Below are 22,375 nucleotides of genomic sequence, written 5' to 3'. Positions count from 1 at the left end.
AAGGGGGTCATGATCCACTACATGACAGGCCACCAGAACTGCCTGCCATCCTTGTTCCGTGCCACTATAAAAGCCACCGCCTCTTTTTGAAACAGCCCAGCAGGCACTCGCTGCCAGAACAGGCGATTCTTGCAACCTCTTACCCCAGAACGGACAGGTCCATCAGGCGGCGATGTTCCTCCATGGCGAAACGGTCTGTCATCCCGGCAATATAATCAGCCACGACACGACGTGCAGCAGCCTCGTTGCCTGCACGTCGCCGCTCCAGGGCCAGCTCCTGCCAGGGCGTGGGCAGAAGTTCCGGCTCATCCCCCAGAATGGCACATATGTCGGCCAGAGCGATGCGGGCCTTGCGGGTCATCCGCCGGACACGCCAGTGGCGATACATCCGGGCGTGAAGGAATGTGCGGATTTCCTTGTTCCGGTCTGCCATTTCCGGAGAAAATTCGACGATGGCACGACCCGCATGGCGTACGTCATCGGCATTCTGCGGCTTCAGCTCATCCAGAGCTTTCCGGCTCTGTTCAATCAGGTCGCTGACGAGCCGATTGATGACACGCCGGACCGTTTCATGACGGATGCGCTGGTCACGGTCGAACGCTCCATGCCCTGACCAGTTCAGAGACCGGGCCTCCTCGAGGCAGGTTTTCAGCAGGGGAACCGCCTCGATGTCCTCAAAACTCAGAAGACCGGCACGGAGACCATCATCAAGGTCATGCCCGTGATAGGCCACGTCGTCACAGATGGCGGCGATCTGCGCTTCCACGGAGGCATGGCTGGAGAGTTCCAGCGGGTAGCGCCCATCAAAACTGGCCAGCCACGGTGCAGGACGGCGGACAGGCCCGTGATGTTTCGCCAGCCCCTCCAGCGTTTCCCATGTCAGGTTGAGGCCGTCGAAACCATGATAGCGGGCCTCGATCTCGGTGACCTGCCGGAGGGACTGGATATTGTGGTCGAACCCGCCCCAGTCCTTCATGGCGGCCTGCAACGCATCCTCACCGGCATGACCGAAAGGCGTATGGCCAAGGTCATGCGCCAGGGCGATCACCTCCGCAAGGTCCTCGTTGACACCGAGTGTCCGGGCAATGGAACGGGAAATCTGGGCAACTTCCAGCGAATGGGTCAGGCGGGTACGGAAGAAATCCCCCTCGTGATTGAGGAAGACCTGCGTCTTGTACTGCAGCTGGCGGAAACCGGATGAATGAAGCACCCTGTCCCTGTCCCGCTGCCACGGCGTGCGGGTGCGGCTTTCCTCCTCGGCAAACTGACGCCCACGGGCACCCTGCCGCTGCACTGCGTATCTGGCCATTTCCATCTGCCATCCCCATATCCGAGCGGGCCGCACGAAGCATACAGCCTTTCCGGTTTCGATTCTTGGCGGCCGGCCTTATAGTGTCAACATCTCTCCGCCATGTATGCTGCAATGGCGTGAAATTTTGTGATGATTATGGAGATTGTCCGTGGCCGATTTTAGCATTTCAGGGGCGGCAGCTGCCCGCATTGCAGAGATCATCAGCCAGCAGTCCGAACCGGACGGCATGGCCCTGCGTGTGTCCGTTCTCGCCGGAGGATGCAATGGCTTCCAGTACCAGTTCAAACTGGTGCGGGAGAAAAAGGTTGGTGACCATCTGATCGAAAAGGACGGGGCCCGCGTGTTCATCGACCCCGTCAGCTTCGACCTTCTGGAAGGGGCCGAGCTGGACTTCATCGACAAGCTGATGGGTGCCCATTTCACCGTCAACAACCCCAATGCCGCCTCATCCTGCGGGTGTGGCAGCAGCTTCTCCCTCGCCTGACTTTTCACTCTGGAGGCCCGCCACCCCATGTCCCTGACCTTTGCCAGCTGGAACATCAACTCCATCCGCACCCGTGCCCATCTGGTAAAGGACTGGCTGGACCGTAACCCGGACTGCACCCTGCTGTGCCTTCAGGAGATCAAGTGCGAGGCGCACCAGTTTCCGAAACTCTTTGAGGAAGCCGGATTTCACGTCGCCGTGGCGGGGCAGAAGGCCTATAATGGAGTGGCTCTCATCAGCCGTGTCCCTCTGACCGTCACGACCGATCATCTGCCCGGCTTCGAGAGTGACGAGGCCCGCTACATCGAGACGGAGCTTGAAGGGGTCACCATCGGCAATCTCTACCTGCCCAATGGCAATTCAGGCGGGGACGCCGGTTTCGCCAAAAAGCTGAACTTTCTTGAGGCCCTGCACCAGCGGTCCCTGACCCTGCAGAAAGAGGAACGATCCTTTGCCTTCATCGGGGATTACAATGTCTGCCCGACAGAAGAGGATTACGCCCCCAAGGCCCTGTCCCCGGGCGATGCCCTGCTCCGCCCGGAAAGCCGTGCGGGCTTCCGCCGCCTTCTCTGGTCCGGTCTGACGGACGCCTTGCGCTGCCTGCACCCTGCGGGGCGGCATTACACGTTCTGGGACTATCAGGCCGGAGCCTACCAGCGCAATTCCGGCCTGCGGATCGACCATGCCCTGCTCTCCCCCCGCCTTGCCGACCGCCTGACCGGCTTCACCATCGACAAGGACGAACGGGGACGGGAAAAGCCATCCGACCATGTGCCGGTAGTGGTCAGCCTTTCCTAGAACTCGGCTTTCACCAGCTTCCGAAACAAGGCTTCGGCCTGCTCGTGAACGTCCATGCCCGGCCTTGGCAGGGTCATGGCCTCGGCGTAAGCGAATTCGGCTTCGATCAGCTCATTCACGGCAGGGATGGAAGGGCCGCTCTGCTGCTCCCGGCTTCTGGACTTGAGGTGCAGCAGCTCCCGGATGGGCCTGAGCACGGCGGCCGGAAGGTCGCAGCCCTGACAGAGAGCCTGAAAGTTCATCGGAGGCTGGCCATGCTCATGCAGGCGCATCCAGCGTAAGGCCATGGCTGGACGAAGTGCATAGAAGAGCCGCTTGTAATGCGTGCTGCCATCCTCCCGGATCGCCCGTCTCCAGCTGTTGCGGCCCAGATTCAGGTAGTGAAGCTGGCAGCTCAGTCCAGCTTCGACCTGTCTGGCAAAAGCAGCCAGCTCATCCGCTTCCTCCCGCCACAGATAACGCACCGGGCTGACCAGCCACTCCATCAGGGTTGGATTGGGTTTCGTCAGCAGGTTCAGGGCCTTGCGCAGGTCCCAGCCATTCACGTCCAGATCATCGGAAATGGGCAGCTCGATCACGTCCCGGCCCGGCTTCAGGGACAGGTACCAGTCCAGCCTGTGACGGTAGATGAAGCGGACATCGTAATCACTGTCCGGTGAGGGAAAGCCCCAGGCCCGGCTGCCACTTTCCACAGCGAACAGGATGTCAACATCATGGTCCCGCTCGATCTGACGCAGGATGGTCATGACCTCCTCCCGTATGTCCGGTGCAATTTCCGGCACATAATCCGGCATGATCTCATCAAAATTCATGACAGGTCTCCTTCCCTTTCTTTCACAGAATGGGACAGAGCGGCGCAGGAAGAAACACCTGACACGAAAAAGGCCGGAGCGGATCGCGCCGCCCCGGCCTTGCCCGGATCAGATCAACAGATCAGAGAACCAGAATCAGCCCTGCTTTTCCTGAGCTTTGCTGCCACCAGCAGAGGGCTTCGGCTTGGGCAGGTCCAGCTTGAGGGAAAGTTCCTTCAGGCGGGCAGGCTCGACCGGAGCCGGAGCTTCCATCATCAGGTCCTCACCGCTCTGGTTCAGCGGGAAGAGAATGACCTCACGGATGTTCGGCTCATCGGCCAGCAGCATGACGATACGGTCCACACCCGGCGCAGCGCCACCATGCGGCGGGGCACCATAACGGAACGCATTGAGCATCCCGCCAAAGCGGGCCTCCACCACATCCGGGCCATAACCGGCGATCTCGAAGGCCCGCAGCATCACGTCCGGCAGGTGGTTACGCACGGCACCGGAGGACAGCTCCACACCGTTACAGACGATGTCGTACTGATAGGCCTTGATGGTCAGCGGGTCCTGCGTGTTCAGGGCTTCCAGACCGCCCTGCGGCATGGAGAACGGATTGTGGGAGAAGTCGATCTCGCCCGTTTCCTCGTTGCGCTCATACATCGGGAAGTCCACGACCCAGCAGAAGCGGAAAGCATTCTTCTCGATGAGATCCAGATCGGTCGCCACCTTCGTCCGCACCACGCCGGAGAACTTGACGACCTCATCCCCCTTGCCCGCTGCAAAGAAGACCGCATCACCGGCCTTCAGGCCGCAGATTTCACGGATTTTCTCGACACGGTCAGCTTCCAGGTTCTTGGCGATCGGCCCCTTGCCACCTTCCTCATCAAAGATGATGTAACCGAGGCCCCCGGCCCCCTGATCCCGTGCCCAGTTATTGAGCTTGTCGAAGAACGCCCGGGGGCGGCTGCCCGCACCCGGTGCGGGGATGGCACGCACACGGCCACCAGAGGCTGCAATGCGGGCGAACAGACCGAAGCCGGAGTCAGCGAACTGTTCCGTCACGTCCCTGATGATGAGCGGGTTGCGGAGGTCCGGCTTGTCGGACCCGTAATCCCGCATCGCATCGGCATACGGGATGCGGGGGAAGGCCCCGTCCGTGATCTTCCAGCCTTCCGGTGTGAATTCGTTGAACACGCCAGCCAGAACCGGCTCCAGCACGCTGAAGATGTCTTCCTGCGTGACGAAGGACATCTCGAAATCGAGCTGATAGAACTCGCCAGGGCTGCGGTCCGCACGGGAGGCCTCATCACGGAAGCAGGGGGCGATCTGGAAATAACGGTCGAACCCGGCCACCATCGCCAGCTGCTTGAATTGCTGCGGAGCCTGCGGCAGGGCGTAGAACTTGCCGGGATGCAGACGGGCCGGAACGAGGAAGTCCCGTGCGCCTTCCGGGGAGGAGGCCGTCAGGATGGGAGTCTGGAATTCCGTGAAGCCCTGCTCGACCATGCGGCGGCGCAGGCTGGTGATGACCTGGCTGCGCAGCATGATGTTGCGGTGCATCTTCTCCCGGCGCAGGTCGATGTAACGGTATTTCAGGCGCAGGTCCTCGGGATAGTTCTCCTGCCCGGCCACCTGGAAGGGCAGAACCTCCGCCCGGGACTGCACGTCAATCCCGCTGGCCCGGACCTCCACATCACCCGTTGGCAGGGAAGGGTTGCGCTGCCCCTCCTCACGCACCACGACCTCACCCGTCACGGTGATGACGCTCTCCACCCGCAGACGCTCGGCCTGTTCCAGCAGCGCCCCTTCGGACGGAACGACGATCTGCGTCACGCCATAATTGTCCCGCAGGTCGATGAAGAGCAGCCCGCCATGGTCACGCTTGCTGTGAATCCAGCCCGACAGCCGTACGGTCCTGCCTGCATCATCAGCACGCAGGGCGTTGCAGAAATGGGTACGGTACTGATGCATGAATTCAAACCTCGTCAATCTGTCTGTGACCCGGCTCCGCACAGGCTGTGCCCAATGCTCCGGCTCGCTACATGGAATGGCGGCCACGCCCTGAACGCAGCTCTCCCCCTAAGGGATTTCCTACCCCAATCGTGGTGGAAAAGCCAATCCTAATCAGCGCCACCACCCCGGAACCAGGGCCAGATGATGGCCTCAGAAAAGATCGTAACCCCGGTACTTCCTGAGCACATGCCGCCGGACAACATTGATGAGACGGCACTTCATGGCGTAAAGGGGCGTCTCGAAGCGGATTTCCGGCCTTATGACCGGCTTCTGCCCGAAACTGGCCAGCATCTTGGCCGTTCTGACAGACCCGAAACCATCGAAATCAAAAATCAGGTTGCGCCTCTTGGCTTCCTCGATCGCCTTCCAGATCAGCAGCATGTTCATGCCCGGCACTCTGGAGCGGCGGACACGGACGGCCTGCCAGTAGTACAGCACCCTGTCATCCCAGACGAGCAGGGCTGCCGAGACGGGCACGCCCCCATCATGAGCATAGAGCGCCATGGCCTGGTCCCGATTACGGGCCTCCGTAAACAGGTCTTCCAGCAGGGCATAGTCATGATGGTTCTGTGGCAGTTCCTGCCTGACCAGGTCGATGAACGGAGCCACATCCCCAGACTGCTGGACAGTGAGTTTTTTATCCGCCGTGCGGATGAGATTGCGGGTCTTCTGGTCACAATCCTGCCAGGCCATGTCCAGAGTTTTTTCAGGCATGATGCGGAAGGTGAAATCCTGGTACACCCTGAACCCAGCCAGCCTGAACGCAAAGGAGGACGCATTGTCGGGGTCCAGATAGAAATGGACACCATGATATTTGGGCAGGCTGGCAACGGTCCTGTCCACGACATGCCTGATATTTTGCTCCTGGCGAAATGTTTTTGATGGTGGCAGAGCAAAATCCGGCCCCAGCGTGCGGGTATATTTGGGCATCCTGATGACAGGAGAGCCAAGCCTCTTTTTCATTACGAAAGGAAAACGGGAAACAACCCTGCCCCCCATTTCCACATCAATGAAGGACACTGCCTGCCGACTGGCCGTAGCAAGCCACCATTCCTGATGAAAAATGGAAGTATGCGGACGAGACGGTGCAGTATCTGACATAATATCTCAATACATGTTGTAACAAAAGAATGGATGACGCCTCATAGCACTTGCATAATCATATAAAAATTAATTATTTTTTTAATTTACAAATCCAGACCACATGAAACATTCACAATGTATCATTAATATTTCTTTTTGGTAAAAACAGAACTTACAATTATTGCAGAACAGATACGAAGACTCTCACTTGTACCCACGGCATGAGCATGAGCTGACAGTCATGCCATCCCATGTCCCCCTCTCCCGACAAAACAGCTGCGGAAACAGAAAACGGCTGCCCTGCAGAAGGCAGCCGTTAACCATGTGGAACAAACAGGATGCAAGCCCTATCACACGATGCTTGTCCGCACCTCTTTTGCAACGAACCCATCAAAATCGACCGCAGCACGAGCCATGGCGGAAGACCGGCCAGCCGAAACCAGCGCCACCACCTTCTGCCCCCTCATGTAAGCCGCCATGAAGTCGAACCCGCTCAAGTCCCCTTCTATCAGGACCCGGTCGAACGGCTCTCCCCACCCCATATATTCCAGCTTTTTGCCGAACTGCTGGGTCCAGTACCAGGGGATGGGCATGGGCTGCCGGGACAGACCAAGAATAGTCCGGGCAGCGGCCCGCCCCTCTATCTGCGCCTGACGCCAGTGTTCAATGCGACAAAGCGTTCCTTCATGTTGGAAGGCGGCTACATCCCCCGCCGCATAAATGCCGGGCAGAACCCGCATGTCCTCATCCACAACAATGCCAGACACTCCACCATCAGCGTCCGTCCCAACATCATCAGGCAGGAAACCGCGGCATGGCTCATTGCCGACAGCCACCAGAACATGGGTGCAGGGCAGCTTCATGCCATCATCAAGCTCGATGCCCTCCACATGGTCCTTTCCGTATATGTTCACCACTTCACTATCCGTGATGAAAGCTACGCCATTGTCAGCATGCAGGCGCAGCAGGATGCGCCCGACCTCCCGCCCCCACTGGGCCTCCATAGGAATGACCTGCTCCGGGGCAATCACCGTCACACCAGCCCCTTTCTGCCGCAGGGCAGAAGCCAGCTCCAACGTGGTCAGCCCGCCACCTATCAGCACGACAGCCTGCTCCCCCGTGATCTCCTCTGCAATCTGGCGGGCATCTTGCACGCCATGCATGGTCATCACCCCGGTCAGCTCGATGCCGGGAAGATCCGGCTTCGCAGGCCGCCCCCCTGTCGTGATCAGCACATGGTCCGCACTGTAATCCCGCCCGTCAGCCAGTTCGACACGCTTTGCCGTGCAGTCCAGACTGGTGATTGTCCCCTGCACACGGGTGATCTCATGATGGGCAAAAAAAGCATCATTCAGCAGCAGCGGAGGCTGAACCTTGTCCGGCCCCCCAAGAAAAATGCCCTTGCTGAGCGATGGACGGTCATAAGGAGGCAGGCTTTCATCTCCGATGAGGATGATACTACCGGCAAAACCCTCCTCACGCAGGGTATAGATGGCACTGGCTGCCGCCGCACCACCACCCAGCACCAGCACGGAACTGTCCTCCATGCAGGGCTCAGGAACTCTGGCAGGCAAAGGACTGACCCCGACCAGCACCCGCCCCTCCACGAGGCGGACAGGATAGACGGGCAGGCCAGAAAAGGCGACCGGCTCCTTCACCCGGCCATCCCGTACGCCAAACACCGCCTTGTGCCACGGGCAGACAATCACATCACCGTGAGCCTTGCTGTAACAGTGCAGACGCCCCCGCAGCGGCGCCCCCTTGTGCGGGCAACGCCCCCCCAGCGCATGAACCTCCCCCCCGACACGCACGAGAGCAATGGACTGCTCCTTGATGATGACAGAAAAAACCTCTCCTTCCCTGACATCCTCAACAGCAGCCACATCATACAGGGTCCGGTCCGGCTGCTGGTCCGGTGTCTCAGCGCTGGCATCAGGCCCGAGAACGGGCTGGGGGGCTTTTTCCATAACTCTCTGTCCTGTCCCTTTCTGTCAGCCCCCGGCGGTCACATAGCCTGTTCCGAACATGGGGCCATCACGGCCGGAATATGTACTCCATGATGACAAGACGGGGCCCCTGAAGGCCCCGCCTGCATCATGCTCCGTTCGGAGCCGATCTCAGAAAAAATCGTCCCTGTCGATGTCATCACCACCGAAGCCACCACCATTATCAACCGGCGCATCCTGCGGGCCAAAATCCTGCGGAGAGAACCCTGCGGCATCTGTCCCGCTTCCGGCAAACGGATCAGAATAATTGTCCCCATAATTGTTGATGATGGTCGTTTCATTGCCAAAACCATCGCCAGCACCACCGACACCTTCATGGCCATGCTCCCCGGAGAACAGACCCTCCAGCGCATGGGCCGCCATCATCCCGCCTGCGACACCGGCCGCCGTGGACAGGGCAGACCCCAGAAAACCGGAACCGGACCGCCCGAACATACCCGGCTGATAACCCGGTGGCGGGGCATAACTCCGCCCCATCTCCGGCGCAGCAGCACCAGAGGCAGGCCCCCAGCCCGGTGGCAGGGAGGCCCCGCGGGGCGGTGGAGCGGACGCAGAAGCCCCCCGACCGAACAGCCCGGAGAAGAACCCACCTGACTGCTGCCCCGGCTGACTGGCCTGCTGCTGGAGCTGGGCGATCTGCCCCCTCGCCTGCTGGAGCTGGAACTCCAGATCACGAATGCGGGCCTGCGCCTGGGAGAGAGCCGCCTCCTGCACGACAGCCAGCTGCGTGATACGGTAGCGGGCCTCCGGGAAACGCTGGAAATTCTCGGCGATGAAGCGGTCTGCCTCCGGGTCGATCGGCGGCAGGGACGCCGGGCTCTGGCCATTCGGCAGCCCCACGCCTCCCCCAACACGGGCAACAAAGCGACTTATGAGATCACGTTCTTCCGAGTTCATGGGCGTGCTGTCCTTCACAACTGCTCAGCAGCCCCCGCCCGCCCGGGCGGGGCGCGACATGGGCGCTGTCTCTTCATGCCACATGATATGATACAGCTCTCCATCCCCCGCAAGGGTCTTGGCCCCCTCTTCTCCCGGCAGAGGCCCACAGAATGCACCTGCCGTAAAGACCATCTTAAGAAACCACCCTGCACGGCGGCAACTTCTTTACCCTCTCCCACCCCTACCCGCTGGTGATCCGGCCTCTCATCCTGTAATATGCAGACATCTTTACGTTAATGGAGCCTAGTGAATTGTCCACATCCCGGCCCCCCTGCTTTCAGGATCTGATCCTGCGCCTTCATCAGTTCTGGTCACAGAAGGGCTGTGCCATTCTCCAGCCTTACGATACTGAACTGGGTGCGGGTACACTGTCCCCTCACACGACCCTGCGGGCACTGGGCCGCAAGCCGTGGGCTGCCGCCTATGTGCAGCCCTGCCGCCGCCCGTCCGACGGCCGTTATGGCGAGAACCCGAACCGCCTCCAGCATTATTACCAGTATCAGGTGCTGCTCAAACCCACCCCGCAGGAAAGCCAGGACCTGCTGCTGGAAAGCTACCGGGCCATCGGGATCGACCCGGAAAAGCACGACATCCGTTTCGTGGAGGATGACTGGGAAAACCCCACCATCGGGGCCTGGGGGCTGGGCTGGGAGGTCTGGTGCGACGGCATGGAAGTCACACAGTTTACCTACTTCCAGCAGGTTGGTGGCATCCCGACCGTCGTTCCCTCCACCGAGCTGACCTACGGGCTGGAACGTCTGGCCATGTATGTGCAGGGGGTCGAGAATGTCTATGACCTCGACTTCAATGGCCGGGGCCTGACCTATGGAGATGTCTTCCTCCGGGCAGAGCGGGACTATTCACGGCACAATTTCGAGCTGGCTGATACGGACATGCTTCTGGCGCAGTTCCGGGCAGCCGAGGCTGAGTCCATCCGCCTCTCCGAAGCTGGCGTGGCCCAGCCCGCCTATGACCAGTGCCTGAAGGCCTCCCATCTGTTCAATCTGCTGGATGCACGAGGGGTCATTTCTGTTTCAGAACGTGCCTCCTATATCGGGCGTGTACGCACGCTGGCCAAAGCTGCCTGCGAAGCATGGCTTGCTGGAGACGAGGAGGAAACCACCCATGGCTGAACTGCTTCTTGACCTCTTCTGCGAGGAAATCCCCTCCGGGATGCAGGCCCGTGCTGCCGAGGACCTCGCCCGCCTGCTGGAACAGGCCCTCGCCGATCTAAACCCCCGCAACATCCGCAGCTTTCATGGTGCCCGCCACATTGCGGCCAGCCTCGAGGTGGATGAGAGCATCCCCGCCCGCACCATTTCCGAACGTGGCCCCCGGGAAACTGCCCCGGAAAAGGCCCTTGCCGGGTTCTCCCGCAAGCATGGCGTCAGCCCCGATGAGCTGACGAAGGAAAACGGTTTCTGGGTTCTCAACCGTACCCTGCCGCCAGTCAGGGCGGCGGAGCTGGTTGCCGAACAGCTGCCGGACCTCCTCTGGAAGTTCCCGTGGCCCAAGGCCATGCGCTGGGGCAATGGCTCCCTCTTCACCTGGGTACGCCCGCTCCATCACGTTGTCTGCCTGCTGGATGGCCAGACCGTTCCCTTCACCCTGGCCCGTCAGGATGACGACGCCCACGGGCTGAAGAGCGGCAACGTGACCGAAGGCCACCGCATCCTCTCCCCCGGCACGTTCACCGTCACCGGCACGGAACAGTGGCTGAAGGAGCTGGAAGCCCGCCACGTCGTCATCAACGAGGAGAAACGGGCCGATCTCATCCGTCAGGGTGTCCATGCGCTCGCTGATGAGAAGGGGCTGGCGCTGGTCGAGGATGAAGGGCTGGTCCGTGAAGTCAGCGGGCTGGTGGAATATCCCGTGCCCCTGCTGGGCCGCATCGATGATGCCTTCATGGACCTTCCACCGGAAGTCATGCAGGTCTCCATGCGGGTCAACCAGCGGTACTTTGCCCTGCGCACGAAAGACGGCAAAGCCGCTCCCTATTTCGCCTTCGTGGCCAACCAGACCTTCAGCGACGGCGGCACGCTCTGCATCGCCGGGAATGAACGTGTCCTGCGGGCCCGCTTCGCCGATGCCCGCCATTTCTGGGACCTCGACCGCAAGACGAAACTGGCCGGCCGTGTCGAGGCCCTGAAGCCTGTCACCTTCCATGCGAAACTGGGCACTCAGGAAGAGCGGGCACGGCGCATCAGCACTCTGGCAGGCATCATCGCCACGGCCATGCAGCTGAGTGACGCACAGATGAAACACGCCGAACGGGCCGGTCTGCTCGCCAAGGCCGACCTGACGACCGGCATGGTCGGTGAGTTCCCCGAGCTTCAGGGCGTGATGGGCGGCTATTACGCCGCCCATGATGGTGAAGCCCCGGAAGTGGCCCAGGCCGTTGCCGAACATTACATGCCCCGTGGATTGCAGGATGGCACAGCCAGTGCTCCCGTCTCTGTTGCCGTCGCTCTGGCGGACCGGCTGGACATGCTGGCGGGGTTCTTCGCTATCGGGGAAACCCCCACCGGCTCTGGTGATCCTTATGGTCTGCGCCGTGCCGCCCTTGGGGTGATCCGCACCATCCGGGACAATGGCCTGCGTATCGATCTCGGCAGCCTGCTCTCCAGAGCAGCCGAGGCCTATGCCGGGAAGGAGGGCAAGGATTCCGCTCTGGGTGAGCTGGAACCCTTCTTCACCGACAGGCTCCGGGTCCAGCTCCGCAATGAAGGACGCCGTCACGACGTGCTGGATGCCACGCTGGCCGTCACACAGGTGCAGGAAAACAGGAGCCTCTTCACCGATCATCTGGATGGCGACCTGGTCCGCCTGCTCAGCCGTGTGGAGGCCCTGTCCGACATGATGGGCACGGAAGACGGGCAGAACCTTCTGGCAGCCTACCGCCGGGCCACGAACATCCTGCGCATCGAGGAGAAAAAGGACGGCCCGCACCATCAGGCCCCTGAAGCGGCACTCTATGTACAGGATGAGGAACGTGACCTGGATGCGGCCCTGAATGAGGCCGGGCCGAAGATCACGGCCAGTCTGGCCGATGATGACTTCACCAGTGCCATGCAGCATCTCGCCGCCCTGCGTCCGATCATGGACCGCTTCTTCGAGGCTGTGACCGTCAATGCGGAAGATGCTGGCCAGCGTCTCAACCGTCTGCGCCTGCTGTCGGCCTTCAGCCGCAGTGGCCAGCTGATTGCTGATTTTGGCCGGATCGAAGGCTGAGCTTCAGTCTCACAAACAGGCTACGATAAAAAGGCCGGTGGGAGCGTTCTCTCACCGGCCTTTTTTATGTGTCCCTCTCAGTGCGAGGGACTGTCTGTCAGGAATATCTTGGCTCCGAAACCGATGAAGACCAGCCCGGTCAGCCGGTCCAGACGGCGCACCACGACGGGCCGGTTGAAGAACTGTGCCAGCGGGACCGTCAGGGCCACCAGCAGCCCCAGCCATATGAAGGTCAGCACAACCTGGATCACCACCTGCACGAGCGTAAACGCCACCACATCCGTGGCGGGCGGGATGAACTGAGGGAAAAAGGTGATCACGAAAATACCCGCCTTGGGGTTGAGCAGGTCCGTCAGCATCCCACGGCGGAATCCCGGCCAGAAGGCGTTGCGATGTTCCACCCGCCGGGCCTGCTCCGGCCCGGCCTCCGTCGTCAGTGCCATACGGGGGCGCAGAAGCTGGCTGACGCCCATCCAGACCAGATAAACCGCACCAACACATTTGACGACGAAGAACGCCGTGGAAGACGCCGCCAGAAGGGCCGTCAGCCCGAAGGCCGCTGCCAGCCCCCAGAGGCTCAGCCCCACGGCAATGCCAAAAATGGCCCCGACCCCAGCACGGCGCCCATCGGAGGCAGCCGTCCGCAGGACCATGACGGAGTCCAGCCCCGGCGTGATGGTGAAAATTGCCGCTGCGGTCGTAAAAGCCAGCAGGGGAAGAAGCCACTGATGCATAAAAAACAGACACCTGAAAAAAACCGGCCACAATACTCCGCAACCCGACCTCCTCCAGATGGGGTCTCGGCCCTACGGTTCCAATAGATCAGTCAGGGTCATCCCGATGCACCCAGCTGGAAAGCAGCAGACCGAAACCGAACATCATGGTCAGCATGGCTGACCCTCCATAGGAGATCAGCGGTAGCGGCACGCCTCCCACCGGGATGACCCCCATGACCATGGAGAGATTGACCACGCAATACAGGAAGAAATCCATGGCGATGCCCAGCCCGACCAGCCGGCCAAAGCGGTTCCGACAACGCAGGGCAATCAGCATGCTGCTCAGCAGGATCAGGAACAGTAGCCCGATGACGGCCACACCCCCGACATACCCCCATTCCTCCCCGATCATGGTGAAGATGAAGTCTGTCTGTTTCTCCGGCAGGAAGCTCAGCTGCCCCTGCGTGCCATGCAGGTAGCCTTGCCCCCAGCGCCCACCCGCCCCCAGAGCAATACGGGACTGGAGAATGTTGTATCCTGCCCCCAGCGGATCATGCTCAGGATGCAGAAAGGTATCAATCCGAGCCTTCTGATAATCATGGAGATGGTTATAGATGAAGGGCCCCAGAAACGGCAGGGGCGCAACAAGGATGATGATCTGCCACCACCGCATCCCCGCCGCAAAGAACAGTGAAGCCCCGATCACACCAACAATGGTTGCTGTCCCCAGATTGGGCTCCTTCAACACCAGCACGACCGGCAGAAGTGTCAGAAGCGCCGGGATGATGAGCCGCAGCGGATTGCCCATACGGTCCCGCCCGATCCGGTAAAACCATGTTGAAAGCATGAGGACCAGGGCAATCTTGGCAAATTCGGAGGGCTGGAACTGGAAGCCGCCCAGATTGATCCAGCGTTCCGCCCCCTTGCCCACATGCCCCATCTTCAGCACCAGTACCAGGAGCAGGATGGATAGCCCATAAATGGGCACGGAGAGCATCCTCAAGACCCGTGGGCTGGCCAGCGCCACGCCCAGCATCATCAGAAGCCCGAAACAGAAACGGATGAGCTGGGGCTGGGCAAAAGCCTCCGCACGCCCGCCACCGGCTGAATACAGGGCAACATACCCCACACCGGCCAGACAGCAGACCAGCAGAACAAAGAACCAGTTGATCTGCCAGAGCCGGGAGAACATGCGCAGGTTCGGCTCTGCCCGCAGCAGGCGGCGGGCCGTACGGGGAACGGTGAAGTCCTTCAGCGGCATGACGTCCTTCTATCCCTCAGTCATCCAGGCCGTCAGCCCTCGCCACGACCCCCCGGGACAGGGAGGTCCGGCTGGCCGGGTCCCTGATGAGAGTATCCGTCATGATCTGTGCAGCCAGAGGGGCCGCCTCGGTCGCACCCGCATTGCCATGCTCCACCACGACAGACACCGCATAACGGGGATTGTCATAAGGTGCAAAGCAGATGAACAACGCATGAGGACGATACTGCCACGGCAGGTTCATGGAGTTGAAGTGCCCGCTCTCACGCAGGGCTCTCGGCACGTTCCGCACCTGTGCAGAGCCGGTCTTGCCAGCCATCTGTACACCAGGCAGGCTCAACCGGGCAGCCGGAGCCGTGCCCTGTGGCTCATTCACCACAGCAAACATCCCCCCCCGGGCAGCAGCGAGGGCCTCCTTTGCGAAAGGCAGGGGATCCAGAACCGGTGCAATGCCCTGCCCGCTCACCGAGCGCAGAAGATGTGGCTGCACAAACCGCCCCGTTGCCAGACGGGATACATAAGTGGCCAGTGCCAGAGGTGTTGTCTGCACCAGCCCCTGCCCAATACCGGCATTGACGGTATCACCACCATTCCAGTGGTGACCATGGCGACGGCGCATCTCCGGGGTCGGAACGGACCCTGCCCGCATGTGGGGCAGCTCTATCGGCAGCTTCCCATCCAGCCCCAGGAAGGCGGCGGCTTCATGAATCGCCTCCATGCCACAGCGCCGGGCCACCTGATAGAAATAGACATCGCAGGAATATTTCAGTGCCTGATGCAGGTTGATCGACCCATGCCCGTAACGGCTCCAGCAGTGGAAGCGCACGCCCCCCATGTCGTAATAACCCGGACAGGAAAAACGGTCCGACGGGGTGATGGCATGGGCCTTCAGGGCGGCCAGTGCCACGGCAGGCTTGAAAGTGGAGCCCGGCGGATAAAGGCCGGAAACGGCCTTGTCCACCAGCGGCGTGCGCTGGTCGGTGATCAGACTGTTCCACTGTGTCCGGCTGATGCCACCATCAAAAAGGGTCGGGTCGAAAGAAGGTGTGCTGACCAGCCCCATCACCTCGCCATTGCGGCAGTCCATCACCACGGCACTGGCCACACGCTCACCAATCCGCTCCCGGATGCGGGTCTGCAAGGCGCTATCCAGCGTCAGCTCCAGCCGGGCCCCGGGCTGGCCTTCCACACGCTCAAGCTCGCCCATGACACGGCCATGGGCGTTGACCTCCATCTCCACCGTGCCGGGCTGTCCACGCAGATGGCTTTCCTGCGTCTGCTCCACCCCGGCACGCCCCACCTTCATCCCCGGCAGGGCCATGATGCCATCCCGCTGGACATCCGTCTCATTGGGAGGGGCCACATACCCGATGATATGGGACAACAGGTCCTTGAACGGATATTCCCGTGTTGTTCCCACATCGATCAGAACACCGGGCAGGGTCGGAGCATTCAGCCCCAGCCGGGCGACATCATCCCAGGAGAGGAATTCCTTGAGGGTCAGCGGGACGTAACGATGGATATGTTTGCGATCATGCTCGATACGGGCCCGGTCACGGTCATCCAGCGGCACGATCGTAGCAAAGCGGTCCACCACGGCCTGGAGGTCCGTCGTTTCCTCCGTCATGATCAGCGCACGCCAGTTGGGACGGTTGCCGGCAAGCAGCACACCGCAGCGGTCGTAGATCTCACCACGGGCTGGTGCAATCTGGCGGCGGCTGGTCCGGTTGCGGCGTGCCTGCTCCTTCAGCTCATCGCCATGAACGACCTGCATCTGATAGAGATGATGGGCAAGCGTCCCCATGACCCCTGTCTGCGCTGCCAGAAGCAGCAGGGCACGGCGTGTGAACATACCCCCACCGACAGCCTGTTCTTCTGAAAAAGACAGGTCAGCCGCTGGCCCACTTCGTTTCCGAAATGGCGGACGAGTTTCATCACGCCGGAAGAACATCTGCAATATACGCTTAAAAAAAGATTAAGGAAGGAAAACTCAAGGCTTCCACACTTCAGATGGCCATAGTCTATTACAGTCTGTCATGCTTTTCCATAACAGAAAGCCCCCATAAATACAGAACATGCAGAAAGGGATAACTCCCTACAGCGAGAGCCTCCTGAAAAACAATGGGATAGACCGACAGCGCCCCCCGGACCCGGATGACCATCAACACCCAGTCTGTCAGGGCCTCTCCCAGCACAATCAACCCATACAGGCTCCAGGAAAGCAGGAATCCACGACGGGACAGACCAACACGGCAGCCATGAGCCACGCCATAGGCTACCAGCATCCAGAACAGGAGCACGCCGGGCGGATTGGCACTGAAGAACTCGATCACCACCCCACTACAGAACAGCCCGAACAGGGGCATGAAAGCAGGACGGTAAAGCGCCCAGAACCAGACCGTCCCCAGTGTCAGGGCTGTCTGGAGTTCGGTCTGCCCGAGTATGCCAAACGGGGCGGACAACACAAAAGCCAGAACCACCATGATGACACAGGGGGACAGCTTGCGCCGCACACGAACCATCAGCTTGCGCTGCCGTGTTCCCTCCAGCGCCTCATGATCCAGACGCCCCTGCTCCAACCGTAATGCCATAGCCCCGTACCCGTTGCTGCTCCACCGCCCCCGTGCCTTCCCGGAAATAGTGCTCTCTTCTACAGAAAGCAAACCTCCCTGGAGGGCAGATCACGCCTTCGGGGCAGGTTTCATGCCATTACCCGAATCGTGCCACAAATGCCACCTGACCACCTTATAAGGCATTGATGATAACAAACGGCTTAATTTGAGACCGTATATCAGGAACGCCGACCGTCCAGAAAGTACCCTCAGCCGTTCCTGAGAGACGAAAATGGCAGAAAGCGGCGCAGATTCTGCCAATTCGAAGGGGCTTCCCCATCCCGATGATCCGGCAGGAGCGGAGGCTTCTCCCGGACCCTTCCCGCACTGGGTGGGGCCTCCAGGGTAAAGCCACCATCAAAAATACGAACCAGCTCCAGTTTTCCCAGAGCGGCATCAGGGATGACAACCGGCTGCCCTGGCGCCAGATAATGCACATGACCAACGGCAACACCGCCTGTCAGGCCTGTCTGCCCCCGTGTGACGATATGCTCGCCTTCTTCCGGCATGAGGCTCTGATTGTAATACATGAGACGGGGATAAGGCGTGTTGTCGCCAATCATCATGGCATCCCCCCCGCTGCTCTGTAACGTGACGGGAATCCGGCTGGCAGCATCCTCAATCAGCAGCACTCGCACCACATGCGGTCCCACCTCACTGACACGCCCGACAAGCCCGAAAGAATCAACGGCCAGACTTCCCTGCTGCACCCGGTGTTCCCCCACCTGCAACAGAACCGCCCGCAGGTAAGGGCCACTCTCATCCCGAACGACCCATCCGCTGACATAATCCCGGGTATCTTCCGCTCCCCAGTGCAGCACAGCCTTCAGGCGGGCATTTTCCTGCCGAAGAGTCTGGGCCTCACCATGCCAGTAAGCAAGTTTCTGGTTTTCCTGCCGAAGCTGCGCATTGGCGGCCAACAGGTCCCCCACCCCCTGCAGGGTGATCTGCCATTCATGAAACTGCCGCTGAGGGAACAACAGAACCTGATAGATGGCCCCGGCCTTCTGCGCCGCCGCCATGCGAATCTGTATGGCCCTGCCCGGCCATATCTGCCCGGCCAGAACAGTCCCCACAGCCAGAAAAACCATGACCGGCAGAACAAGCCCGGACAGAAGCTGACGTGTGTGAATGGAGACCATGGCCCGCCTTTTCCCTCCGCTCAGCCCCCGGTCACGGAGGATACCATCCCCCGCCGGAGACCAGGGATCAATACATGCTGCTCAGGACACTGCGGAGCTGCTGCATGTGCTCCAGCGTGCGGCCAGTCCCCACAGCCACGCATGAAAGCGCATTCTCTGCCACGAAAACCGGCAGGCCGGTAGCCTGACGCAGGACATCATCCAGACGCCGCAGCAGCGCTCCCCCGCCGGACAGGACAATGCCCTTCTCCACGATGTCAGCGGCCAGCTCCGGCGGTGTATGCTCCAGCACGGTGGCTACGGCATCAATGATATGCCCGACAGGCTCCTGGAGGGCTTCGGCAATCTGGGCCTCACTGACGGTGATCTCCCGGGGGACGCCATTCAGCAGGTCACGCCCCTTGAGCGGCATGGTCCGCTCTTCCGTCTGTATGTTGGCGTCAAAAGACGCAGCGCCGAGATCAATCTTGATCCGCTCGGCGGAGCTTTCCCCGATCATGAGGTTATAGTTGCGACGGATATAAGCCATGATGGCCTCATCCATCTGGTCGCCACCAACCCGGACAGACCGGGCATAGACAATCCCGCCAAGGGAGATCACGGCAACCTCGGTCGTTCCCCCACCGATATCCACGATCATGCTGCCAGAAGGCTCCGTCACGGCCAGACCGGCCCCAATGGCTGCGGCCATCGGCTCCTCAATCAGATAGACCTTGCGGGCACCAGCACTCTCTGCACTCTCCTGGATGGCACGGCGCTCCACGGCAGTGGAACCGGACGGCACGCAGATGACGATCTGGGAACTGAAGAAGGAACGGCGGTTGTGAACCTTGCGGATGAAATGCTTGATCATCTCCTCCGCACTCTCGAAGTCGGCGATGACACCGTCACGGAGAGGGCGGATGGCCTGAATGTTCCCCGGCGTACGGCCGACCATCAGTTTGGCTTCATTTCCCACGGCCAGGACCTGTCTGCGCCCGCGCACTTCCGTTACAGCGACGACGGAAGGCTCACTCAGCACCACGCCACGCCCCTTGACATAAACGAGGGTATTGGCAGTGCCGAGATCGATCGCCATATCAGCGGAAATGAGCCCCAACAGACGAGAGAACATTCAAAACTCCTGGCCGGATAACCCCGCACGCACGGGGAATGAAAATAAGCAGAACACCACCCACAGCATTCGCCACAAATTATAGAGCCCCACAACAGTTCAGCAAGGCCATATTCCTGCCAGAGACAATATTTTTCGCAGAAAACTCCGCTTCAATTAACATGCGGTAACGTTTCATTCCCACCATGACAGAAGGAAAACAGCAGCCGACATGCAGGCATGGCAGTATCGGCTACCGGTCCCCTTCTCTCATCTTCAGGCAGACATTTCTTCCGGTTCACCCCGCAGACGTTTCACCAGCAGCTTGTTCAGGGCATGGATATAGGCCCGGGCTGCCGAAACGACCGTATCCGGGTCACTCCCCTGCCCGTCCACCAGGCGCCCCCCTTCCTGGAGACGCACGGTCGTACGGGCCTGCGCATCCGTACCTTCTGTCACATTGGCCACGGAGAACAGCGCCAGCGTCGCCTGATGCGGGAAGGCCTCACCGATGGCCCGGAACACGGCATCCACAGGCCCATTGCCCGTGGCAGAGACATGACGGGCCTCACCATCCACCTCGATATCCAGAACGACCTGGGCAGCATGCTGCGTACCGCCCTTCAGCTCCAGCGAGGTCAGACGGACACGCTCATGGTCACGGCTCTCATCATCCACCAGTGCCCGCACATCATCATCAAAAACGATCTTCTTGTGGTCTGCCAGGGTCTTGAAACGCTGGAAGGCCGCATTGACCGTCTCTTCAGTCAGGTCATCATAACCCAGAGCCTTCAGCTTGTCCCGGAAGGCCGCACGGCCGGAATGTTTGCCCAGCACCAGCGAGGTGCTCGTCCAGCCCACGCTTTCCGGCGTCATGATCTCATAAGTCCCGGCATGCTTCAGGATGCCATCCTGATGGATGCCACTCTCATGGGCGAAGGCATTCCGCCCCACGATGGCCTTGTTCGGCTGGACATCGAAGCCCGTGATGGTCGCCAGCAGACGGGACATGCCCAGCAGGCGGGGCGTTTCAATGCCGGTTTCCATGCCATAACGGTCATGACGGGTCCGCAGGGCCATCACGACTTCTTCCAGAGCGGCATTACCAGCACGCTCACCAATGCCGTTGATCGTACATTCAATCTGTCGGGCACCACCTTCAACCGCTGCCAGCGTGTTGCCAACAGCCAGCCCCAGATCATTGTGGTTGTGCGTGGAGAAAATGACCTGATCCGCCCCCGGCACACGCTCCCTCAGCATATTGAAGATGCGCTCCATCTCATCGGGGGTTGCAAACCCGACCGTATCGGGAATGTTGATGGTCGTTGCCCCGTTGGCAATGGCCGTTTCCACACAGCGGCACAGAAAATCCGGGTCCGTGCGGGATCCATCCTCAGCAGACCACTCCACGTCATCCGTGTAACGGCGGGATTCCTTGTTGCCGAAAGCGATCAGCTCCAACACCCGCTCCGGCTCCATCCGCAGCTTGTACTTCATGTGCAGTGGAGACGTGGAGATGAAGTTGTGGATACGCCCACGCCGTGCGCCCTTGATGGCCCTTCCGGCAGCCTCGATGTCTTTGGCGGCGCTGCGGGCCAGACCACAGATTACGGGGCCATCCACATTATCGGCAATCTGCTTCACGCTCTCGAAGTCTCCTTCCGATGCAGCCGGGAAGCCTGCCTCTATGACGTCAACGCCCAGAGCTGCCAGCGCATGGGCCATCCGCAGCTTCTCGCCCAGATTCATGGAGAAACCAGGGGACTGCTCACCATCACGCAGGGTCGTGTCAAAAATGATGACACGGTTATCGGCAACATGACCAAAGGAAGGATGCTGAAAAGACATAACTACGCTCTAACTCCAGATATCTACGAAAACCCGAAATGGGAAAAAATACCCCTGAACGCAGCAAAGCAACCTGCTCGCCTGTATGGCGTTCAGGGGTTCATAAGTCGTAGAAGGAGGGCGTGAAAAAATGTCATTACCCCTCCACGCTAGCGAGCAATGACAGGGAATGCAAGCGGAACTCTCTGTTTTTTTTACAGCATCCCTTTCCGCTGCCGCAGGAAATAGCCATCAATGGCCTGTTTCATGGCCTGGGTGATCTGCGTACGGTGGGCAGCACGACGCAGCGCCTGTTCATCCAGATGGTTGGACATGAACCCCATTTCCACCAGAACAGACGGAATGTCTCCAGACTTCAGAACCCGGAAGGCCGCATGGCGGGATGGATGATGCAGGAGCTGGATGCGGTTCTGGAATGACCGGATCACACTGGCCGCCATATGCGCAGACCCCCGGCGCGTCTCTTCATGAACAAGACTGTTGAGTATTTCCTCCACATCCGGCGGCACGTCGGCCATGCCCGGCCCGGCAAAACGGTCGGCACTGTTTTCCGTCTCTGCCAGCAGGGCAGTCTGCCTGTCCGAAGCGTTGCCGGACAGCGTATAGACACTGGCCCCACGCACATCAGACTGATGCAGCGCATCGGCATGCATGGAGATGAAAAGATCCGCCTTGTGCCGATGGGCCAGCTCCACCCGCCCGGCAAGGGGGATGAAACGGTCATCCGTCCGGCTCAGCACCACATCATACCGGCCAGACGCCATGAGAAGCGCGCGCAGCTCCGTTGCTGCAGCCACAGCAATATGCTTCTCATATGTTCCTGAGACACCGATGGCCCCGGGGTCTTTTCCGCCATGGCCGGGGTCCAGCATGATGACGGGTCTGGGCGGTGATGCTCCACGCAATACGGCGGGGGCCTTCCGCAAGCCATGCCGTGCTGCCGCAGCCTTTCCCGCTCCGCCCGCCAGCAGCCCGCTGGCAGCCGCACCAAGAAGATGACGACGTGTCAGCTTTGCCATGGTGATCCTCCTCCCTCTCCG

General features: G+C 60.4%; 18 protein-coding genes. 4 read left to right on the top strand and 14 right to left on the bottom strand.

Going from position 1 to position 22,375, the window contains the following annotated elements; genetic code table 11:
• Positions 1–139: 139 nt before the first annotated feature.
• Positions 140–1,315, bottom strand: a complete 1,176-nt coding sequence (locus DTJ15_RS02225; RefSeq protein ID WP_081562981.1) for a deoxyguanosinetriphosphate triphosphohydrolase — start codon at positions 1,313–1,315, stop codon at positions 140–142.
• A 145-nt stretch (positions 1,316–1,460) separates the two neighbouring features.
• Between DTJ15_RS02225 and DTJ15_RS02220 the strand changes: the two genes are divergently transcribed.
• Together DTJ15_RS02220 and xth are read left to right on the top strand one after the other, a co-directional pair.
• Complete coding sequence (locus tag DTJ15_RS02220) at positions 1,461–1,796, top strand: iron-sulfur cluster assembly accessory protein (RefSeq protein ID WP_248630389.1); 336 nt, start codon at positions 1,461–1,463, stop codon at positions 1,794–1,796.
• Positions 1,797–1,823: 27 nt separating this feature from the next.
• Positions 1,824–2,594, top strand: coding sequence for an exodeoxyribonuclease III (gene xth, locus DTJ15_RS02215; protein WP_248630388.1), 771 nt, complete (start codon positions 1,824–1,826; stop codon positions 2,592–2,594).
• Here the strand turns inward: xth and DTJ15_RS02210 are convergent.
• The 5 genes from DTJ15_RS02210 to DTJ15_RS02190 all read right to left on the bottom strand — a co-directional run bounded on the left by DTJ15_RS02210 (position 2,591) and on the right by DTJ15_RS02190 (position 9,390).
• On the bottom strand, positions 2,591–3,406 hold the full coding sequence (locus DTJ15_RS02210) for a nucleotidyltransferase domain-containing protein (protein WP_248460436.1): 816 nt from the start codon (positions 3,404–3,406) through the stop codon (positions 2,591–2,593). The two genes, xth and DTJ15_RS02210, sit on opposite strands and share 4 nt — an antisense overlap.
• Before the next feature lie 135 nt (positions 3,407–3,541).
• Positions 3,542–5,362, bottom strand: a complete 1,821-nt coding sequence (aspS, locus tag DTJ15_RS02205; RefSeq protein ID WP_043560765.1) for an aspartate--tRNA ligase — start codon at positions 5,360–5,362, stop codon at positions 3,542–3,544.
• A 192-nt stretch (positions 5,363–5,554) separates the two neighbouring features.
• The gene (locus tag DTJ15_RS02200) at positions 5,555–6,505 is read right to left on the bottom strand and encodes a GNAT family N-acetyltransferase (RefSeq protein WP_249109311.1); all 951 of its coding nucleotides are present in this window, start codon (positions 6,503–6,505) and stop codon (positions 5,555–5,557) included.
• A gap of 332 nt (positions 6,506–6,837) precedes the next feature.
• Positions 6,838–8,454, bottom strand: a complete 1,617-nt coding sequence (locus DTJ15_RS02195) for an FAD-dependent oxidoreductase (RefSeq protein ID WP_086431134.1) — start codon at positions 8,452–8,454, stop codon at positions 6,838–6,840.
• Positions 8,455–8,604: 150 nt separating this feature from the next.
• The gene (locus DTJ15_RS02190) at positions 8,605–9,390 is read right to left on the bottom strand and encodes a DUF2076 domain-containing protein (protein WP_081563447.1); all 786 of its coding nucleotides are present in this window, start codon (positions 9,388–9,390) and stop codon (positions 8,605–8,607) included.
• Positions 9,391–9,668: 278 nt separating this feature from the next.
• Between DTJ15_RS02190 and DTJ15_RS02185 the strand changes: the two genes are divergently transcribed.
• Positions 9,669–10,565 (top strand): glycine--tRNA ligase subunit alpha, encoded by an 897-nt coding sequence (locus tag DTJ15_RS02185; RefSeq protein ID WP_081562978.1) that lies wholly within the window; start codon positions 9,669–9,671, stop codon positions 10,563–10,565.
• Positions 10,558–12,663 carry a glycine--tRNA ligase subunit beta gene (gene glyS / locus DTJ15_RS02180; RefSeq protein WP_249109310.1) on the top strand — a complete coding sequence of 702 codons (2,106 nt, stop codon included), beginning with the start codon at positions 10,558–10,560 and terminating at the stop codon, positions 12,661–12,663. Before DTJ15_RS02185 ends, glyS begins: the two co-directional genes overlap by 8 nt.
• Before the next feature lie 77 nt (positions 12,664–12,740).
• Here glyS and DTJ15_RS02175 read toward each other — a convergent pair whose 3' ends face one another.
• The 8 genes from DTJ15_RS02175 to DTJ15_RS02140 form a co-directional block, all read right to left on the bottom strand.
• Complete coding sequence (locus DTJ15_RS02175; RefSeq protein ID WP_081563446.1) at positions 12,741–13,397, bottom strand: LysE family translocator; 657 nt, start codon at positions 13,395–13,397, stop codon at positions 12,741–12,743.
• Between the two features lie 88 nt (positions 13,398–13,485).
• Positions 13,486–14,640 (bottom strand): rod shape-determining protein RodA, encoded by a 1,155-nt coding sequence (gene rodA, locus DTJ15_RS02170; protein ID WP_052349127.1) that lies wholly within the window; start codon positions 14,638–14,640, stop codon positions 13,486–13,488.
• 16 nt (positions 14,641–14,656) lie between these two features.
• Complete coding sequence (mrdA, locus tag DTJ15_RS02165; RefSeq protein WP_227449652.1) at positions 14,657–16,492, bottom strand: penicillin-binding protein 2; 1,836 nt, start codon at positions 16,490–16,492, stop codon at positions 14,657–14,659.
• Positions 16,493–16,664: 172 nt separating this feature from the next.
• Complete coding sequence (locus DTJ15_RS02160; protein WP_043560774.1) at positions 16,665–17,231, bottom strand: hypothetical protein; 567 nt, start codon at positions 17,229–17,231, stop codon at positions 16,665–16,667.
• A 230-nt stretch (positions 17,232–17,461) separates the two neighbouring features.
• Entirely contained in the window at positions 17,462–18,394 is a 933-nt protein-coding gene (mreC, locus tag DTJ15_RS02155) for a rod shape-determining protein MreC (RefSeq protein WP_043560775.1), read from the bottom strand.
• 67 nt (positions 18,395–18,461) lie between these two features.
• The gene (locus DTJ15_RS02150; protein WP_043560776.1) at positions 18,462–19,508 is read right to left on the bottom strand and encodes a rod shape-determining protein; all 1,047 of its coding nucleotides are present in this window, start codon (positions 19,506–19,508) and stop codon (positions 18,462–18,464) included.
• Positions 19,509–19,763: 255 nt separating this feature from the next.
• Entirely contained in the window at positions 19,764–21,335 is a 1,572-nt protein-coding gene (locus DTJ15_RS02145; protein WP_043560779.1) for a 2-isopropylmalate synthase, read from the bottom strand.
• Positions 21,336–21,529: 194 nt separating this feature from the next.
• Positions 21,530–22,354 (bottom strand): N-acetylmuramoyl-L-alanine amidase, encoded by an 825-nt coding sequence (locus tag DTJ15_RS02140; RefSeq protein WP_227431372.1) that lies wholly within the window; start codon positions 22,352–22,354, stop codon positions 21,530–21,532.
• Between the last annotated feature and the right edge of the window lie 21 nt (positions 22,355–22,375).

Source organism: Parasaccharibacter sp. TMW 2.1891 (assembly GCF_023337675.1).
In the GTDB taxonomy this organism is placed as follows: Bacteria; Pseudomonadota; Alphaproteobacteria; order Acetobacterales; family Acetobacteraceae; genus Bombella; species Bombella apis.
This window is presented reverse-complemented; position numbering and strand designations above follow the sequence as displayed.

Bases quoted from the DNA above. Each gene is read 5' to 3' on its own strand.
- DTJ15_RS02225 (WP_081562981.1), bottom strand. From the start codon at position 1,315: ATGGAAATGGCCAGATACGCAGTGCAGCGGCAGGGTGCCCGTGGGCGT.
- xth (WP_248630388.1), top strand. From the start codon at position 1,824: ATGTCCCTGACCTTTGCCAGCTGGAACATCAACTCCATCCGCACCCGT.
- DTJ15_RS02210 (WP_248460436.1), bottom strand. From the start codon at position 3,406: ATGAATTTTGATGAGATCATGCCGGATTATGTGCCGGAAATTGCACCG.
- aspS (WP_043560765.1), bottom strand. From the start codon at position 5,362: ATGCATCAGTACCGTACCCATTTCTGCAACGCCCTGCGTGCTGATGAT.
- DTJ15_RS02200 (WP_249109311.1), bottom strand. From the start codon at position 6,505: ATGTCAGATACTGCACCGTCTCGTCCGCATACTTCCATTTTTCATCAG.
- DTJ15_RS02195 (WP_086431134.1), bottom strand. From the start codon at position 8,454: ATGGAAAAAGCCCCCCAGCCCGTTCTCGGGCCTGATGCCAGCGCTGAG.
- DTJ15_RS02190 (WP_081563447.1), bottom strand. From the start codon at position 9,390: ATGAACTCGGAAGAACGTGATCTCATAAGTCGCTTTGTTGCCCGTGTT.
- DTJ15_RS02185 (WP_081562978.1), top strand. From the start codon at position 9,669: ATGGAGCCTAGTGAATTGTCCACATCCCGGCCCCCCTGCTTTCAGGAT.
- glyS (WP_249109310.1), top strand. From the start codon at position 10,558: ATGGCTGAACTGCTTCTTGACCTCTTCTGCGAGGAAATCCCCTCCGGG.
- DTJ15_RS02175 (WP_081563446.1), bottom strand. From the start codon at position 13,397: ATGCATCAGTGGCTTCTTCCCCTGCTGGCTTTTACGACCGCAGCGGCA.
- rodA (WP_052349127.1), bottom strand. From the start codon at position 14,640: ATGCCGCTGAAGGACTTCACCGTTCCCCGTACGGCCCGCCGCCTGCTG.
- mrdA (WP_227449652.1), bottom strand. From the start codon at position 16,492: ATGTTCACACGCCGTGCCCTGCTGCTTCTGGCAGCGCAGACAGGGGTC.
- DTJ15_RS02160 (WP_043560774.1), bottom strand. From the start codon at position 17,231: ATGGCATTACGGTTGGAGCAGGGGCGTCTGGATCATGAGGCGCTGGAG.
- mreC (WP_043560775.1), bottom strand. From the start codon at position 18,394: ATGGTCTCCATTCACACACGTCAGCTTCTGTCCGGGCTTGTTCTGCCG.
- DTJ15_RS02150 (WP_043560776.1), bottom strand. From the start codon at position 19,508: ATGTTCTCTCGTCTGTTGGGGCTCATTTCCGCTGATATGGCGATCGAT.
- DTJ15_RS02145 (WP_043560779.1), bottom strand. From the start codon at position 21,335: ATGTCTTTTCAGCATCCTTCCTTTGGTCATGTTGCCGATAACCGTGTC.
- DTJ15_RS02140 (WP_227431372.1), bottom strand. From the start codon at position 22,354: ATGGCAAAGCTGACACGTCGTCATCTTCTTGGTGCGGCTGCCAGCGGG.